The organism is Photobacterium jeanii, from assembly GCF_001650345.1.
Taxonomy (GTDB): Bacteria; Pseudomonadota; Gammaproteobacteria; order Enterobacterales; family Vibrionaceae; genus Photobacterium; species Photobacterium jeanii.
The window spans coordinates 51,323-70,057 of sequence record NZ_LVHF01000011.1; the positions used below are offsets into that span (position 1 = coordinate 51,323).

The window sequence follows — 18,735 nt, forward strand, 5'->3', positions numbered from 1 at the left end:
TTATCCGTTAGACCGTTGCGGTGCGCTCTTTGATTTCCGCAATTTTGTCGGCGCGATGAATGCTGTTAATCACATGCAATAGCGCTTGGCCGGAAGCTTCGACGATATCGGTCGCTAGACCTGTACCGTGGTATTTGCGGCCTTTGTAGTTGGCAATAATGTCGGCTTGGCCCAGACCATCTTCGCCTTCCCCTTTGGCGGTTAGATCGAACTTATCGAGTACAATGTCGTAGCCTGTTAGGCGGTAAATACATTGGTAAAGGGCATCAACCGGTCCATTCCCCACTGCCGCTTCGCACTTCTCTTCCTCACCGCATTGCAGTTTGATGCTGGTGGTGGCCATGATGCTGCCTGACTGGACACTGAGGTAATTCAGTTTGAAGAAATCGTCTTCTTCGCGCAGGTTGGCAAAATGCATTAGCGCTTCTAAATCGTAGTCAAACACTTGGCCTTTACGATCGGCTAGCTTCAAGAAATCAGCGTAAAGTTCATCAAGATCGTATTCTTTTTCAGTGTAGCCAAGGGTGTCCATGTGACTTTTCACTGCGGCACGACCCGAGCGGCTGGTTAGGTTCAGCGCTTGGTTTTTCAAACCAATCGACTCTGGGGTCATGATCTCGTAGGTGTTTTTGTTTTTTAGCATCCCATCTTGGTGGATCCCCGATGAGTGGCTGAAAGCATTGGCACCGACAATGGCTTTGTTGGCTTGAATCGGGGAGTTACACAACTGGCTGACCATCTTGCTGGTGCGGTGAATTTCGTCGTGTTTGATATTGGTGTGGACGCCAAGGAAATCGGCACGGGTTTTGATGATCATGGCGATCTCTTCTAGCGAACAGTTACCTGCTCGCTCACCCAGTCCATTGATGGTGGCTTCTACTTGGCGAGCCCCTGCTTGAACGGCGGCCATCGAGTTTGCCACCGACATGCCTAGATCATCGTGACAGTGCACCGAGATAATGGCTTTGTCGATATTGGGTACACGGTCAAACAGTTGCGCGACGATACCGCCAAACTCGTTCGGTAGGGTGTAACCCACGGTATCGGGGATGTTGATGGTGTTAGCCCCAGCGTTGATTGCAGCTTCCACCATGCGGCATAGATTATCAATCGGGGTACGGCCAGCATCTTCGCAGGAAAATTCCACATCGTCGGTGTAGTTGCGGGCGCATTTTACCGCTGCCACACCCATGTCGATCACATCGTCATAGCTACGACGCAGTTTGTCTTGTACGTGAACGGTGGAGGTTGAAATGAAAGTATGGATTCGGAAGGCGTCGGCAACTTTTAGCGATTCAGCAGCCGCATCAATGTCTTTAGCAACGGCGCGAGACAGGGCGCAGACGCGGCTGTTTTTGATGTGTTTGGCAATGGTTTGCACCGATTCGAAGTCACCCGGTGAAGACACAGGGAAGCCGGCTTCAATCACGTCGACCCCAAGGCGCTCTAGCGCATAGGCGATCTGTAGTTTTTCTTTTACCGTTAGGCTGGCTGACAACGCCTGCTCACCATCACGTAGGGTGGTATCGAAAATAATGACCTGATCTTTCATTGCGACTTCCTTTTATTTTGCCTGCCTGAGTGACCTTGGAGGTATTAGGCGTCATCGTCATCCGCGAGCGCTGGGCATAGATATAAAAAACCCGCGCTAGGTGCGCGGGTTTGTCAAATTCTTAGTGGTGTTTCTCCACTCGTAAGCTACCCGCGCGAATTATTCACGATAAGGAGGAGGCTTAGGAGGATAAAGAAACGTTTTTTCATTTTTACATGTCTTCCACAAAGTTGATAACAAATGAATACCAAATAGACAGGTTAAAGGTCAACCACTATTTGGTGGTTTATTTTGTTTTTCCTTCTATCTGTTTGAATATATTGCCTTTGTTTACGCGGTTTTAAATGGCTAAGCTTTGCGGTAATCATCATTAAAATCAATTTCGGCATTGGCTGATATTTACCAACTTGTTACGGCGAGTAACAAATCGCTTGTGATAAGCAAAATAGCCTCCTGCATAAAATCCAGATCACGGGATTATTGACTGATCACAGAATTAATTAATCAATTGGTTAAATTAGAGTGAATTTAAAAAATAATCCTTTTAGGAATTTGGGCAGTACAATTATTAATCATGCGATTAATTTTATGAGACAGGCAGGATATGGCGGGAAAAGCAGGGCGTCCTTCGGGCGAGTCGGATGCACGGCAACGGTTACTCAGTGAAGCAAAAAAGTTATTTGTCGCCTTGCCCTACAGCAAGGTTTCGACACGGATGATTGCAGCACGTGCTGATGTGAATGTTGCCTTGATCCGTTATTACTTTGAAAACAAAGCAGGGTTGTATCAAACCATGATGCACGAAACCATGGCACCGATTGAAGCGCAGATGAAAGTGGTGATGGACAAAGGCGACTTCGACTCCATCGGCGATTTTATGCGGACTTACTATCGGATCATGGCGCCAACCCCGGATATGCCCAAGTTGATGTCACGCGCCATGATGCTGTCGCCAGACGACCCGCAGCGGCAAATGATGGAGCAAATGGTGCGTAATATTGCTCGTCCAGCCACTGACATGATGTTTACCAAATTGCAGGAAAACGGCAGCTTAAATCCGGGGATGGATCCGGAAAAAGCGCGGATGACCTTCATTAGCTTGATGGTTTTTCCTTTCTTGATCCCACCCGCGATGCTGGAAATTCATGGGATTGAGATGAATGAATCGTACCTTTATGAATTAGCAGAACATAACGTCAAAGTCCTGACCCAAGGGATCTTCAACCAAAAAGGAGAGGCACAGTGATTGCCCGTAATCGAAAGCTACTGTTTATTCCGGCCTTAGCGGTTGGCATTTTGATTTTGGTATTGGCGGTGAAGATGCGCCCGTCGCCCAGCAGTAAACCAGCGCTAGAGCGCAGCCGTGCGGTGGATGTGATCACTTTGCAGCAGCAACCGTTAGCCCCGCAGGTCACAGGGTTTGGGCGTGTAAAACCAAAGGTTGAGTGGAAAGCGATTTCTGAAGTGAGTGGTAAGGTGATTTACCGCCACCCTGATTTGGAAAAAGGGCGGGTGATGGATGCTGGAACGGTGATCCTTAAAATCGACCCGCTTGATTACCAATTGTCGCTGGCGAAAGCTGAAGCTGACATTAGCTCAAGTCAGGCGCAACTTGCCAAGTTGGATTTGGAAGAGAAAAATTTAAAAACGACCCTCAAAATTGAAAAAAATCGCTTAGCGATCAGTCAAAAAGAAGTGGCGCGTAAAGAGGAGTTACGTCGTAAAGGGCTGACCTCACAATCTGCTTTAGACTTGGAAAAGCAGTCGTACTTAGCCAGCCAAAAAGTGGTGCAAGATCTCGAAAGTCAGTTGCAAGTGCTGCCAAAAGAGCGTCGAGTGAGCGAAGCGCAATTAGAGGTGAATCAATCTAAGGTAGAAGAAGCCAAACGCGCATTAGCTAAAACTGAGATTGTGTTGCCAATTGATGCTCGTATTTCGAGTGTCGATATCGAACAGAATCAAGTGGTGAATATGCAGCAAACCATGGTGGTCGCCCATGGGATTGCAGAAATCGAAGTGGATGCTCAAGTGGCGCTGCACGATATGCAGGCTCTTGCCTCGAGTCTGACTCAGTATACCGCTCACGCCGATGGTCGCCCGCGTGCTGACCAATTGGATTTAACCGCAGCCATCGAGCTTTCTAGCGGTCAGTTTACCCAACGTTGGCCAGCCAAAGTGGCGCGTATTAGTGACACAGTCAGTGTGAATCAAGCCACTGTCGGCGTGATTTTAGAAGTGGCGCAAGATTACCGTCAACTCTCACCAGAAACCGCGCCGCCGCTGGTGAATGGTATGTTTGTTGAGGCGCAACTCGAAGGGCAAGCCAATCCCCATTGGGTGATCCCTGAGCGCGCGCTGCACGGCGATAAAGTCTATTTAGTGGGTGATAACGATACCTTGATGATCCAGCCTGTGACCGTACTTTTTCGTCGTCAAGGCTTGGTGGCTGTGGCAGGAGAGCTCCATAGCAATCAACGCTTGGTGGCCAATGATCTGTTGCCAGCTGTGACTGGGATGGCACTGAAAGTGGTGACCGTCGATGGCAAAACTGTTTCCGCGGTTTCCTCTCAGCCCGGCCTAGACAAGGAGACAAGTAACGAGATAGACAGTGAGAAAGGAGCGGTAACACCATGATCCGTTTTTTCTCGCGCCACCCCACAGCTGCTAATTTGATGATGCTTGCCCTGATCTTGTTGGGGGTGGTGGCATTACCGCAAATTAAGCGCGAAACTTTTCCTGAATTTTCACCGCCTTACATTATTGCCTCTGTTGTGTACCCCGGAGCATCGCCGCAAGAAGTTGAGCAAAGCATCTGTATGCGGATGGAAGATGCGGTCGATGGCCTTGCCAATATTGTTGAAACCCGTTGTGAAGCGGTCGAAGGTTCGGCATCGTTGATCTTGAAATTGACCAATAGCGATGTGGTGTCGCGGATGTTGGTCGATGTTCAGACTCAAATTAACGCCATCAATGATTTTCCTGAGCAAATTGAGTCACCCATTGTGCGTGAGCTTGATTGGAACGAACCCGTGGTGGACGTGGCCATTAGCGCCGACACTAACTGGCCGCATTTGAAAGCCTATGCCGAAGAGCTCAAGCGAAAGCTGAAGATTGATTACGGTGTGTCTTTGGTGGCGGTGAGTGGTTTCTCTGATCACCAATTGCGAGTCGAGTTAAAAGAAACCGCCTTACGTCAGCTAGGGATGAGTGTTGGTGATGTTGCTGATCGTCTGTCGCGACAAAACATCAAACTCCCAAGCGGTAATATCGAGCTGGCTGATAAGAATCTGTTGATCCGTTTTGATGAGCAAAAAGTCACGCCACAAACGCTCGCCAACACCATCATTGGTGCGGATGCGGAAGGGGCGGTATTGCGTTTAGGTGATATTGCTACCATTACTGACCGTTTTGAGCTCGATGAGCAAAAGGTCTTGTTTGATGGGAAGCCGTCTGCGGTTTTGAAGATCAGCAAGAACAAAGCCGATGATGCATTGCGGATTAAAGAGCGCGTACAGCAATTTGTTGAGGACGAAAGCCAAATAGCGCCAACCGGCGTAACCCTGAGTTTGACTAACGATATCTCCTCGGTGCTGTGGGATCGTTTGACCATGATGGTCGATAACGGTCTACAAGGGGTGGTGTTGGTATTCTTCACTATGTGGCTGTTTTTTACTTTCCGTTATTCGTTTTGGGTCGCGGCGGGCTTGCCTGTTGCCTTTATGGGTAGCTTGTTTTTGATGTCGTGGTTGGGGTTATCCATCAACATCATGTCGTTGGTCGCGCTGTTAATGGCGATCGGTATCATGATGGATGATGCCATTGTGATCGCCGAGTCCATTGCCGCTCACTTAGAGCGGGGGCAGTCGGTGCCCGATGCGGTGTTTAATGGCGTTAAGAAAGTCTTCCCCGGGGTACTGTCGTCTTATCTCACCACCGTCTGTATTTTTGGCAGCTTGTTGTTCCTTGAGGGGGAGATGGGCGCCGTGCTGCGGGTTGTACCACAGGTTTTGATTTTGGTACTGACCATTAGTTTGATTGAAGCCTTCTTGATTTTACCGCATCACTTAAGCCATTCACTGCAAAAGCAGCAAGGTCGAGAAGAGCGCCCTGATATCAAATTTAAGCAGGTCTTTTTGGCTAAGTTTGAGCGCTTTCGTCAGAACCAACTGGTTACGGCGGTTGATGCCGTGGTGCGTTGGCGATACCTCTTCTTGGGTGCGGTGGTTGCTACTTTGTTTGCCTCGGTTTCATTGGTGGCAGGCGGAGCGTTGAAGTTCGTCGGTTTTCCTGAGTTGGATGGTGATATTGCCGAGGCGCGGGTGATTTTGGCACCAGGTTCATCATTGGCGCACACCGAAAAAGTGGTCGATCACATTGTGGCTGCCGCTGAGCGCTTGAATGAAACCTGGAGTCGCGATGTGGAAGGCGGCAATGTCCTGATCGAGCACATTACCGAGCAGTACAATGCGAACGCCGATGCTGATGAAAATGGTCCACACGTGGCGACAGTGCGTTTGGATCTGCGTGGTGCTGAGTTACGTAACACGGTGATCGATGAGTTTATTGCCGCATGGCGTGAAGAGGTAGGTACCCTTGCCGATCCGATCTCCTTGGTGTTTAAACAACCTATGATGGGACCGGGCGGTCGCGCGGTTGAGATCAGGATGCAACACGATGATCTCACCGATCTTAAAGCCGCGTCATTGCAAGTGCAGCAGTTCTTGAACGAATTTGATGGTGTCTACGGCGTGCTCGATGACATGCGGATGGGTAAGCAAGAAGTGTTGGTGACGCTACGTCCGGGGGCTGAAAGCTTTGGTGTGGACGGGCAAATGATCGCCTCGCAACTACGAGCGGCGTATTTTGGTCAGAAAGCCGATGATATCCAACTTGGCCCTGAAAATATCGAAGTGGAAGTGCGATTTGATAAAGCCGAAGCGGGTAGCCTGCAAACTTTGGCGAGTTTTCCTATTATCTTAAACGATGGCAGTCAGGTGCCACTGGCTTCGATCACCGAGCTGAGTTATCAACGTAACTATGTGCGGATCCAACGTATTAACGGTTTGCGTACTTTGAGTGTGTATGCCGATCTTGAGCACAGCAAAATCAGCTCTACAGAAATCTTAAACTTGTTCCGTCAGCAAGAAATCCCGAAATTGAAAGCGCAATTTCCGGGACTGAGATTTAACTTTGAAGGGGAAGCCAAAGACACCGCTGAAACTGGACAATCGATGGCGATTGGCTTTGCGCTCGGGATCTTCGGGGTCTTTGTGATTTTGAGCTTCCAGTTCCGCAGTTACCTTGAACCTTTTGTAGTGCTGCTGGCGATCCCACTGGCTTTGATTGGGGTCTTCTGGGGGCACTGGTTATTGGGACACGCCTTGAGCATGCCAAGTATCATGGGTTTTGTGTCGCTCGCTGGGGTGGTGGTGAACGATTCCATTTTGTTGGTGCAATACATTCGTCATCATGTCGATGATGGTGACAGTGTGCACGATGCGGTAGTAAAAGCCAGTCGTGAACGCTTTAGGGCGGTGTTCTTAACTTCGTTAACTACCGCCGCAGGGTTATTGCCCTTGTTGTTGGAAACTAGCTTGCAAGCGCAGGTTATCCAGCCATTGGTGATTTCCATCGTGTTCGGGATTTTCACCTCGACCTTGTTGGTGCTGTTTATGATCCCAGCGGCGTACGCGATTTTGGCAGACTTTGGGTTAGTGAAAAAACACGAACCGCTTCATGCTTAATCACTAGCGCGTGTATGTAACATCAATGACAAAGCAAGAGAGTCTTGCTTTGTCATTCTTTCTTTTGTTGTTCTGTCTTCTTTCTTCTTTCTTCTTTCTTCTTTCCTTCCTATTCCCCTTCCTCGTGCTTGTCATAGTTTCGCTTCAATACATCTTCTTTGCTCTTTTACTTTCCTATGGGTTTGCGTTTTGTCGTTAACGATCAGCAAGCACTGTTTGTTTTCATGTCGAGGTGATTGATGACTGGTTAGCACGATTGGAATATTTGGTTTATTGTTAAATTATATGTTTTTGTTGGCTGCTTTTTTTTACGGTTGCTTGGGAAGTTAACGTGCTTTTTATATCGCTTAAACCGCTTGTATTGAAATGTGGTTTTGCCGAAATGTTGAGTGGTAAATATAGCGCTTAGTGGTATGTTTTGCGTGTTGTTAGATAGGGATTAATGTTGGTGAAAGTCGGGGGTTAGCATCAGTTTGATGAATCATCACACTGGGCGGATGTAACGCTAAAACGCTTTGATGTGAGTCAGATTAGATGCTGGGAGTTCAGGCAAGAAAATGAGGTGTCATTCAATCTAGTTTGATAAATTCGAGCTATTTTATGTCGATGAAATTTTACAAGTACGGTGTTTTATTGGTGGAGGTATAGCCCAAAAATGGGCTTTAAAACGCTTATAATTCAGGCTTTATTTTAATTATCGATATTTTTGGTTTTTTTAGAATTGATTTAACTTTTTGATTTGGTTGTATTTATGTTCTGAATTTATTTTTTATGTGATTGCTTGCGTTTAATTGCGTTGGTGGGGTATTGGTTTCGTCAATCTATTTGGATGATACTTGCTGCATCCCAAACTGCTGGGCTCAAATATTTTTGAAGCGTGGTTATTTTTTAATACCTAAAACGACGCTGGTGTAGTGCCCATACTCATTTAAATTAGAGGCTAAAAATGACGCGTAGAAGTTCTGCTATTCACTCAATCGATGGTTATAAAGTTGAATCAAACTTACGAAGTGTAGACCTAAATTTGCTGACTGTGTTTGATGCTGTAATGCAAGAGCAGAACATCACTCGAGCAGCACACAATCTTGGTATGTCACAGCCGGCGGTAAGTAACGCAGTAGCACGTTTGAAAGTGATGTTTAATGACGAGCTATTTATCCGTCATGGACGTGGTATTCAACCAACACAGCGTGCTAAGCAACTGTTTGGTCCTATGCGTCAAGCGCTGCAATTGGTGAAAAATGAACTACCGTCTTCAATTTTCTCACCTGAGACTTCAACTCGTACTTTTAAGTTGGCGCTATGCAGCCCATCGGACATGCGCTTTGCACCGCACATTCTACGTTCAGTTAGCGAGCAAGCGCCTAACCTGCGTATGCAGCTTGAAGCTGAGTTTGATGCAGAGCTAACGCAAAAGATGCGCTACCAAGAAATCGATTTTGTGGTTGATTACGTGCGTTTCGATGAGCCGGGCTTCTGTAGCACTGAGCTATTTAAAGATGAGTTAGTGGTGATTGCAGCTGAAAACCATCCTCGTCTTGGTACAAACATTTCTGAGTCTCAGTTCGCATCAGAAAAACACGCGCTACTAAAAGCGGTGCAAGGTGTGAAAATGTTCTCTGATCATATCTACCACAAACACACCTCTTACCAAGAAGCGTACCAAGGCGCGAGCTTGAGCAACATCATGTACGTTGTTGGTCAGTCTGATTTGATTGCGGTTGCCCCACGTTGGTTGGCTGAATCTGTGGCTGATAATCTAAAATTAAAAGTGCTGGATTTGCCGTTTGAATCAGCTTCTATCAGTGGCTACCTAAGCTGGCACGAGTCTTCACAAAAAGACAAAGGTCATATCTGGATGCGTGATCAGCTGATGAGCATCTGTGGTAACAACGCCTAATCGCGTACGTTAACCTAAAACAGACAAAAGCCAGCTTTGCTGGCTTTTGTTTTATATAAAACAACCAACCTGAGCAGAGTGTGGGTCTCGGCTTTCAGTCTTACTTTCTTACATTTGTATCAAATGTATTAATTTCTCGTGTCAGCCCTGCATTGGTAAGACCTTGCAGTGAGATAAGACCAGCAAATCCGATAATTTTATAAAGGCGGCGGTTGCCTTTTTTGCGATCAAAGGTAAACTTCGCACCTTAGTTAAGCTTACAGGTGTAAGCTAAATAATCAGGGTTGTTATGGCTAATCGTGACTTTCATTTAGTAAATCGTATCCGTTCGCAGGTTGCTCGCTTGGGTGACCGCGTGGCTTTACGTCATCAGGTTGCCGATGAATGGCAAGATATTACTTGGGCTGAGTTTGGTGCTCAGATCCAGCAACTTGCAATTGCAATGCTTTCCAAGGGCCTGAATGTTCAAGATAAAGTTGGTATCTTTTCTAATAACATGCCGAGTTGGACGGTTGCTGATATGGCATCGCTGTACAACCGTGCTGTGACTGTACCTATTTACCCAACTAGCACCCCAGATCAAGCGGCTTACATCATCAACAATGCCGATATGCGTATTTTGTTCGTGGGTGAACAAGCGCAACACGATGCGGCAATACAAGTGGCTGAGCAATGCCCTCTACTTGAGCACATTGTGGTAATGAGTGATGACGTAGAATTAGCAGAGCATCCTCTGGTTACTCGTTTGAGTGACTTCATCACTCACCATTCGCCTGAAGCGGAAACTGAGCTTGAACAGCGCCTTGCAGATCTTGCAATGGACGATCTACTGACGCTGATCTACACCTCGGGTACGACAGGTACGCCGAAAGGGGTGATGTTAGATTACGGTAACATTGCGTCTCAAATTGAAAGCCACGACCAGCGCTTGGCGTTGGATGAGGGCGATAGCTCATTGTGTTTCCTTCCTTTGTCTCACGTGTTTGAGCGTGCATGGACTTTCTACGTATTGCATCGTGGCGGTGTGAACTGTTACCTAAGCGATACTAACAAAGTGCGTGAAGCGCTATCGGAAGTGAAACCTAACGTGATGGCCGCAGTGCCACGCGTATATGAAAAGATTTACTCTTCGGTTTACGAGAAAGTGGCGAAAGCGCCATTCCACCGTAAATTGATCTTCACTTGGGCGGTGAACATGGGTGCTCGTATGGCGGCTTGTCACCAAGAGTGTCGTGAACCATCTGCGATGCTTAAACGTGCCCATAAGCTAGCGGACAAAATGGTATTGTCGAAGCTACGCGACGTACTTGGCGGTCAAATTAAACTGATGCCATGTGGTGGTGCCAAGTTAGATCCAACCATTGGTCGCTTCTTCCACGCGATTGGTATCAATGTGAAGCTGGGTTACGGCATGACGGAAACGACAGCGACGGTATCGTGCTGGGATGATCGTTGTTTCAATCCTGATTCTATCGGCATGACCATGCCGGGCGCAGAAGTGAAGATCGGTGACAACAACGAGATCTTAGTTCGTGGTCCTATGGTGATGCGCGGCTACTACAAGATGCCAGAAGAAACCGCGAAGAACTTCACCGAAGATGGTTTCTTGAAAACCGGTGATGCGGGTGAGTTTGATGAACAAGGTAACCTGTTTATTACTGATCGTATCAAAGAGCTAATGAAAACTTCGGGTGGTAAATACATTGCTCCTCAAGTGATTGAAGGAAAAATCGGTAAAGACCATTTTATCGAGCAAATCGCGGTTATCGCCGATACGCGTAAGTTCGTTTCAGCTTTGATCGTGCCTTGCTTTGAAAGCTTGGAAGAACATGCGCGCGAACTAAATATTAAGTACAAAGACCGTATCGATTTGTTGAAAAACAATGAGATAACCGAGATGTTAGACAAGCGTATTGCTGAGCTACAAAAAGACTTAGCGCGTTTTGAGCAGGTGAAGAAGTTTACCTTACTGCCAAAAGCATTCTCGATGGATAAAGGCGAGCTGACGCCAACGCAGAAACTGCGTCGTAAAGTGATCCAAGATCGCTACCATCAAGAAATCGAGCGCATGTACGAAGAGAGCCATAAGAAAGCTAAGTAATCGCGATACTGATGGTTATCAATTCTGGTGCGCAAGCCTAGATGAATGAGAAAGGAGCCGAAAGGCTCCTTTTTTATTGGCTGCAGAATAGTGGCAAAGCAGGAATGGATAATCGCCGCATACTATGCACTGTAATTAATGGCTTATTTAGTTACTCCTGCTAAATCGCTGGCTATTAGCCGGAGGAATAAAAAGGATTTTAATTAATGCTAGAGCAATCCGGTATTGTGCCTTTTGCGCATAGACTTAAATGCTAATAAAACGTTAAAGTTGTTTTGGTTGTCCGCCATTCTGTTACCAAGATGGAGCGGGAACATAGCGAGATAGATTTCATTTAGGCTAAAAATAAGCCCTAACTATGTTGTAACAGCCCATATAGCTAATTGTTTATTTGGCACAGTGACGTTTTGTTCTGCAAGGATTGAGATTGAAACGTGATTGATAATGCACAGCCCAAGTGCGCCCCTGACTTTACCCTGTTGTAACGGTTTAAAGTACCAGAGAGGGACGCGACGAGGTTGGAAGAATTAGCTATATCGGCTGGTTACACTGACCTGGAGGCAAGAAATATGGAAATGTTGTCCGGTGCTGACATGATTGTTCGTTCGATGATCGATCAAGGCGTGAAGCACATATTTGGTTACCCTGGCGGCTCGGTGCTCGACATCTATGATGCCCTGCACGAGAAAAGCGATATTGAGCACGTCCTTGTGCGCCATGAGCAAGCGGCGGTGCACATGGCTGATGGCTATGCGCGTGCGACAGGGGAAGTCGGTGTCGTACTGGTGACATCTGGTCCGGGGGCGACCAATGCCATCACTGGTATTGCGACAGCTTATATGGACTCGATTCCAATGGTGGTGTTTTCAGGTCAGGTGATGAGTAACTTGATCGGTAATGATGCTTTTCAAGAGTGTGACATGGTAGGGATCTCTCGCCCTGTTGTTAAACACAGCTTCCTGGTCAAGAATCCTGAAGATATCCCTTCGATTATCAAAAAGGCCTTCTATATTGCAGCAAGCGGTCGTCCTGGCCCTGTTGTGATTGATATTCCCAAAGACATGCTCAATCCAGCAGAAACTTATCCGTACCACTACCCGAAGGACATTTCGCTGCGCTCATACAATCCAACCACGCAAGGCCACAAAGGACAAATCAAACGTGGCTTGAAAGCCTTACTAACAGCGAAAAAGCCGGTGCTGTACGTGGGTGGTGGCGCCATTATGTCATCTTGCAGTGAGCAGTTACTCACGCTAGCTGAAACGCTAAATCTGCCAGTGGTGAACACCTTGATGGGGCTAGGGGCGTTTCCGGGTAGCCACAAAAATTGCTTAGGCATGTTAGGCATGCACGGCACTTATGAAGCCAACATGGCGATGCATAATGCTGATTTGATTTTTGGGGTTGGGGTGCGATTTGATGATCGTACAACCAACAACGTTGAGAAGTACTGCCCTAACGCGACCATTATGCATATTGATATCGACCCATCGTCGATCTCGAAAACAATCGCTGTTGATATCCCCATTGTTGGCTCGGCAGATACCGTGCTTAATAGCATGCTGAAGTTACTTGGCGATCAACCTGCGGGGAATGACAGTGATGCGATTGCCAGTTGGTGGGCAGATATCGATGTTTGGCGGGGACGTCAGTGTTTGAACTACGACACCTCCGGCGAGCGTATTAAGCCGCAGCAAGTGATTGAAGTGTTGCACCGCTTAACCGATGGTGATGCGTATGTGACTTCGGATGTGGGGCAGCATCAGATGTTTGCCGCGCTGTATTACCAGTTTGATAAGCCGCGCCGTTGGATTAACTCTGGTGGCTTGGGCACCATGGGCTTTGGCCTGCCCGCAGCTATGGGGGTGAAGTTCGCGCTACCGGAGGCGGAAGTGGTCTGTGTGACTGGCGATGGTAGTATTCAGATGAATATTCAAGAGCTATCTACCGCGCTGCAGTACGATATTCCGGTGAAAATTATCAACCTTAATAACCGTTTCCTTGGAATGGTGAAGCAGTGGCAAGACATGATTTATCAAGGCCGTCACTCGCATTCTTACATGGACTCGGTACCTGATTTTGCTGCCATTGCTGAAGCGTATGGGCATGTTGGGGTGAGAATCTCTGACCCGAACGAGCTAGAAGGTGAACTGGAAAAAGCATTGGCGCTGAAAGACCGACTGGTGTTTATCGATATTACGGTTGATGAAACCGAGCACGTGTACCCAATGTTGATCCGCGGTGGTTCAATGAGCGAAATGTGGTTAAGTAAAACGGAGAGAACTTAATGCGTAGGATAGTATCAGTATTACTCGAAAATGAATCCGGTTCGCTATCGCGTGTGGTTGGCTTGTTTTCTCAGCGAGGCTATAACATTGAGTCGCTTACCGTTGCGCCTACTGATGATCATACTTTGTCGCGCTTGAATATCACCACCAATGTGGAAGACGATGCCGCGCTTGAGCAAATTGAAAAGCAGCTCCATAAACTGATCGATATTTTGAAGGTCAGCAATGTCACTGAAACCGAGCATGTCGAGCGTGAGTTGATGTTGGTGAAAGTTAAAGCCAGTGGCTTTGCGCGAGCTGAAGTTAAACGCACCGCGGACATTTTCCGAGGGCAGATCGTCGATGTCACATCGCAGATCTATACCATTCAATTGGCTGGCACTAGCGATAAACTCGATGCATTTATTTCAGCGGTAAGTGAAGCCACTGAAATTATTGAAGTCGCGCGCAGCGGTGTCGTTGGAGTTGCCCGTGGTGAGCGAGCATTGAAAGCTTAGCTTCGTCGCTATTGGTTACCTCTTTATCAAACCGCTCTCATTGTTGATGAGAGCGGTTTTGTTTATGCGGCACAGGGAAGACTCAAAGGAAGCAATGATAGGCTGAGCATGAGCTATGGTCTTAGACTAAAGTTGTAGAGTGGCCGTATTGGTATTCTTCTTAGAGAAGGTATAATCCCTCACTACTTGAATGGTACTTGTTATGCCAGCCTTCGACCAAAGTTGTATCGATGAGCGGGAAAGGCCAATTTTAGATGATGATGAATTGCAGGATACGTTGAAAAGTAAGGATGCTACCCACTGGAGTAGTAACTATGTTCAACCGGTTTGTGGTGCGCTTGACCGCACTGAGTGCGTTGTTATTGGGCTTTAATGTCAGCGCGTTATATTTCCTATTGGTCGTTTTGTTGTTAAACACCCATCACCGAGAGATCTTTGGTTGGTGAGTGTATCCCCGTTATTTTGATTCCTTGAGTTAAAACGTATGCTTGAACTGGCTTGTCTCTGATAAAAATAAAAAGCCCGAGCCAGGCTCGAGCTTTTGGTTTGAACTAATCTATACGGGATTCCCCTTCCCAGTTACAGATAAGTCTTGATCATATCGGTGGCACGCTCAAAGTGGTTGTTTAAGATGCTTACGGCTTTCTCTGTATTACGATCCAGTACCGCTTTCATAAGAGCTTCGTGTTCACCGTTATCGTGGTAGCGTTCTTGATATTGGCGAGATTGGCATACCCAAATATGGCGGTATCGCTCAATTTGTTCGTAAACTTCACGGTATAGCTCTAGCATGATTGGTGAGTTACTTCCCTCAAGTAACGCTAAGTGAAATTGACTATGGCGCTGTTCCCACTCAACAAAATCCACTTCAGACTCTGCTGGGTTTACACGGCTTAGTTTGTGGTAGCTCGTTAAAATATTGAGCTCCCATGCTTCATCACCGTTTTGAATGGCGCGTTCGATTAAGACTTTTGACAATACTAAATTGGTTTCGAATAAATCTTCCAATTCAGGTAAAGAGACCGGAGAAACCCAACAACCTTTTTGTGGAGCAAATTTTACATATTTTCTCCACGATAGTTGTACGAGCGCTTCGCGTATAGGAGATGCACCAACGTCGTAGCGTTGTTTTAAATCGGCAACAACAAGCTTTTGGCCAGGCGCAAGCTCGCCCAGTAAGATGTCTTGTCGAATCACCTCCATGACTTGATTGGTCAAGGTTGGGCTAGACACAGAATTCCTCATTGATTTTATTGTATTTCCACGACTGCAGACCAAAATCAAACAGTGGGAGAGTTAGTGTTTTTATACAGCAAGCAATGGTTGTAATAAGTAGATATACGCTACGGGTATTACTATTACAATCGAAAGTATATGTTTTATATGAAATCAGGGCGATAAGCAAATATTTGAAATGTGAGGCTTAGCAAGGCTTTGCGTAGATGGTGTGCGTTGTACCTTTATAAAAAAACGGGAATCCAAAGGATTCCCGTTTTTTATTCTGCTGTACAGAAAGCTAGGCTTATAGTACGTGAACAGATGCTGTGTTAGTTGTGCCTGATGGTACTAGAGCACCAGATACCATAACAACGATATCGCCTTTCGCGCCTAGGCTAGTTTCTAGCGCTAGTTCTTTACCGCGTGCGTAGAACGCATCAGTGTTGTCGATTGACTCAACAACAACAGGTGTAACACCTTTAGTCAGTGCTAGTTGAGCAGCTGTCTTAGCGTTAGTTGTTACAGCAAGGATGTTTGCTGTTGGGAAGTATTTACGTACAGAGCGTGCAGACTTACCAGCTTCAGTTGCAACAACGATTAGCGGTGCGCTTAGTTTTTCAGATGTATCTACTGCACCTTTACATACTGCTTCAGTGATGCGTAGGCGAGGGCTGTCTAGACGAGAACCTAGCTCAGCTTTTAGTGCTGAATCAGTACGCTCACAGATTTGCGCCATGATAGTTACAGCTTCGATAGGGTATTTACCCTTCGCAGACTCACCAGATAGCATTACTGCATCAGTACCGTCCATGATTGCGTTCGCAACGTCACCCGCTTCTGCGCGAGTTGGACGTGGGTTCTTGATCATTGAATCAAGCATTTGAGTTGCAGTGATAACCACTTTACGTGCGCGGTTACACTTCTCGATCATCATCTTCTGCGCGAAGATTACTTCTTCAACTGGGATTTCAACACCTAGGTCACCACGAGCAACCATGATGCCGTCAGACGCTTCTAGGATCTCGTCGAAGTTATCAACACCTTCTTGGTTCTCGATCTTAGAGATGATTTGGATCTTCTCGCCGCCGTTAGCGTTTAGAAGTTCACGGATTTCGTTTACGTCAGATGCTTTACGAATGAAAGAAGCAGCTACGAAATCAACGCCTTGCTCACAACCAAACTTAAGGTCAGCTTTATCTTTTTCAGATAGCGCAGGTAGGTTTACAGAAACGCCAGGAAGGTTAACACCTTTGTTTTCACCTAGGTCACCGTTGTTCAGTACTTTACACTTAACTTCAGTTTCAGTTGTTTCTAGTACTTCCATCTCGATTAGACCGTCGTCTACCAAGATAGTGTTGCCTTTCTGTAGGTCTTTCGCAAAACCAGGGTAAGTTACTGCTACGCGGTCTTGGTTACCAACAACTGAAGTATCAGTAGTGAAAGTGAATTCTTGACCAGCCACTAGAGAGAAGTCGTTGCCGTTCTCTAGTTTGATAGTACGAATCTCAGGACCTTTAGTATCAAGCAGAATTGCTAGTTGCTTACCAGTTGCAGCCATAACGTCACGAACGTTTTGGATACGCTGACCGTGTTCAGCGAAATCACCGTGTGAGAAGTTAAGACGCATTACGTTCATACCAGCGTTAGCTAGTTTAGTAAGCATTTCAACAGATTCAGTTTTTGGTCCAATCGTACATACGATTTTGGTCTTTTTCATTGAGGATACTCTCCGGAAGAACTTAAAAACCCAAGGAATTTTAAAAAAACTACAGTGTTATACATGAAAGTCAGTGATCAAAAATGTTGAAAAATGACTACAAAACGAGAGGGAGTTCAAAAAATTGCAACTTACTCACGTTTAAACCTGTAGTAATGCAAAACGATTACAAAAATATTGCGTTACCCAAGCATGTATTTTGCTTGGGTAACGTCACACTTTTATGAATCTAGCTGTGTAAATGATGGTGAAGATTGCAGCAGGTCAATCATAAAACCCTCACTCAAACAAGTGCTGAATTATAGCAGGGTTTCAATCTATTAACACCTTGTGACGTTAATCAAACATTTCACAACAAGGTGGCTGATTATGCCTAATCCTTACAAAAAAGTTTTGTTATTTATCAATTGTGGAGCTTTTTTTCACAGTTCGTTGTTATTGTTCCTGTTGTTTTATATCAATCAGTCAAGAGGGATGTGATTAACTGTCTGTTTGGAAAGGTAATTATCACACAAAACAACAGTGTTTTTTATTTCTCGATTCCTGTAGTAATATTTTGCTCGCACTACTCGAGGCACTGCCCCGTAGTGTTCAGAAGCAAGCAAAATAATAACGACAGAGAGATTACTTCATGGATTTTAGTCAAAAGACATTAGCACTACTGATTACGGCGACGTTAGCGGGATGCGGAGGTTCAGACAGTTCTGACAACAATAGCTCAACACCAGCCACGAAACCTTCTCCAGCTGGTACCCAAGTGAAAGTGTATAAAACGGTAGATAACTGCGCGGTAAAAGCAGATGTACCGAATTGTCACTTTGAAAAAGGGATTTACGTATTAAAAGTCGGTAAAAACACCACAGATGCGCAACAACAACGCGTGATCACTCAAGTAAATAATTTGATGGCATGGGCACATGAGGATGTGCGTAAACAATTTGCGAATAAGCGTATTGTCTTAGGTTTGATGGGCGTCGATGAGCTTGAAACGTCAAAAGGAGAGTTTGTGCTGGCGTTGAATGAACAAAAGCAAAAAGGACTGACGGTTGATGGTATTGAATTAGTTTATACCCCAAATGAAGATAAGAAAGACGAAACTACGCGCCTAACGACTTATCAAAAACTACTACAAGTTTACGATTACTATGTAGACGGCAATAACAACTCAGCACCGGGAGCTGAGTTAACAGCAGCTTATAGCCAATTTAAAACCGCACTGAAAGCTGTAAAAGTATCAGCGGATGCCAATAAATTGGAGTACCTGACATTTGATGAGTGCAATTATGGAAATCAGCAGCTGGGGGCCGATCGTGCTTTGGGGACGCCTAACCCGTGTACTGTGATTGATGAAGATACGAAAAAGCCAACTTCGACAGTGGATGGAAAAGACATTTCAAATGGTAAGCCGGATATGACGCATACCGTGAAGCTTAACTTAAATCCTGGAGCCTTGTTGGGTAGTGTCTACGAATACAAAATCGACCCAAGTAAAAACGAAGTACCGTTTTCGAAAGGGTTTGTTGATGAAGGAAAACTGGCATCGGGCAAGCCTGATGGCTTAACGGATCCGAAAAAGGTAATGAATAGTTGGGCTACGCCTGCATTAAAACCATTGGATGATTACTTAAACAAGTGGTTCTTTGTGAATAAGAAGTAGATCTGAAGCCGATTGAGCCTAAGAAACGAAAAAAGCAGCCATTAGGCTGCTTTTTTTGAAT

General features: G+C 46.0%; 11 protein-coding genes. 8 read left to right on the forward strand and 3 right to left on the reverse strand.

Going from position 1 to position 18,735, the window contains the following annotated elements; genetic code table 11:
* Window positions 1-7 precede the first annotated feature (7 nt).
* Complete coding sequence (gene leuA, locus A3K86_RS01160) at window positions 8-1,552, reverse strand: 2-isopropylmalate synthase (RefSeq protein WP_068326447.1); 1,545 nt, start codon at window positions 1,550-1,552, stop codon at window positions 8-10.
* Between the two features lie 604 nt (window positions 1,553-2,156).
* On the opposite strand from leuA, the gene A3K86_RS01165 reads away from it, so the two are divergent.
* The 7 genes from A3K86_RS01165 (at window position 2,157) to ilvN (ending at window position 14,082) form a co-directional block, all read left to right on the forward strand.
* Window positions 2,157-2,798, forward strand: coding sequence for a TetR/AcrR family transcriptional regulator (locus A3K86_RS01165; RefSeq protein WP_068326451.1), 642 nt, complete (start codon window positions 2,157-2,159; stop codon window positions 2,796-2,798).
* Entirely contained in the window at window positions 2,798-4,186 is a 1,389-nt protein-coding gene (locus tag A3K86_RS01170) for an efflux RND transporter periplasmic adaptor subunit (RefSeq protein ID WP_084406463.1), read from the forward strand. Before A3K86_RS01165 ends, A3K86_RS01170 begins: the two co-directional genes overlap by 1 nt.
* Window positions 4,183-7,296 carry an efflux RND transporter permease subunit gene (locus A3K86_RS01175; protein WP_068326454.1) on the forward strand — a complete coding sequence of 1,038 codons (3,114 nt, stop codon included), beginning with the start codon at window positions 4,183-4,185 and terminating at the stop codon, window positions 7,294-7,296. Before A3K86_RS01170 ends, A3K86_RS01175 begins: the two co-directional genes overlap by 4 nt.
* Window positions 7,297-8,242: 946 nt before the next feature.
* The gene (leuO, locus tag A3K86_RS01180) at window positions 8,243-9,196 is read left to right on the forward strand and encodes a transcriptional regulator LeuO (protein WP_068326457.1); all 954 of its coding nucleotides are present in this window, start codon (window positions 8,243-8,245) and stop codon (window positions 9,194-9,196) included.
* A 289-nt stretch (window positions 9,197-9,485) separates the two neighbouring features.
* Window positions 9,486-11,297, forward strand: a complete 1,812-nt coding sequence (locus A3K86_RS01185) for an AMP-dependent synthetase/ligase (RefSeq protein ID WP_068326461.1) — start codon at window positions 9,486-9,488, stop codon at window positions 11,295-11,297.
* Window positions 11,298-11,866: 569 nt separating this feature from the next.
* Window positions 11,867-13,585 carry an acetolactate synthase 3 large subunit gene (locus A3K86_RS01190; RefSeq protein WP_068326464.1) on the forward strand — a complete coding sequence of 573 codons (1,719 nt, stop codon included), beginning with the start codon at window positions 11,867-11,869 and terminating at the stop codon, window positions 13,583-13,585.
* Window positions 13,585-14,082 carry an acetolactate synthase small subunit gene (gene ilvN / locus A3K86_RS01195; RefSeq protein ID WP_068326467.1) on the forward strand — a complete coding sequence of 166 codons (498 nt, stop codon included), beginning with the start codon at window positions 13,585-13,587 and terminating at the stop codon, window positions 14,080-14,082. The genes A3K86_RS01190 and ilvN overlap by 1 nt, the downstream gene beginning before the upstream one ends.
* A gap of 579 nt (window positions 14,083-14,661) precedes the next feature.
* Here the strand turns inward: ilvN and A3K86_RS01200 are convergent.
* Both A3K86_RS01200 and pykF read right to left on the reverse strand, forming a co-directional pair.
* Entirely contained in the window at window positions 14,662-15,327 is a 666-nt protein-coding gene (locus A3K86_RS01200) for an FCD domain-containing protein (RefSeq protein ID WP_198160394.1), read from the reverse strand.
* A 277-nt stretch (window positions 15,328-15,604) separates the two neighbouring features.
* The gene (pykF, locus tag A3K86_RS01205) at window positions 15,605-17,017 is read right to left on the reverse strand and encodes a pyruvate kinase PykF (RefSeq protein ID WP_068326470.1); all 1,413 of its coding nucleotides are present in this window, start codon (window positions 17,015-17,017) and stop codon (window positions 15,605-15,607) included.
* 631 nt (window positions 17,018-17,648) lie between these two features.
* On the opposite strand from pykF, the gene A3K86_RS01210 reads away from it, so the two are divergent.
* Entirely contained in the window at window positions 17,649-18,674 is a 1,026-nt protein-coding gene (locus tag A3K86_RS01210; RefSeq protein WP_068326473.1) for a hypothetical protein, read from the forward strand.
* Window positions 18,675-18,735: the final 61 nt, after the last annotated feature.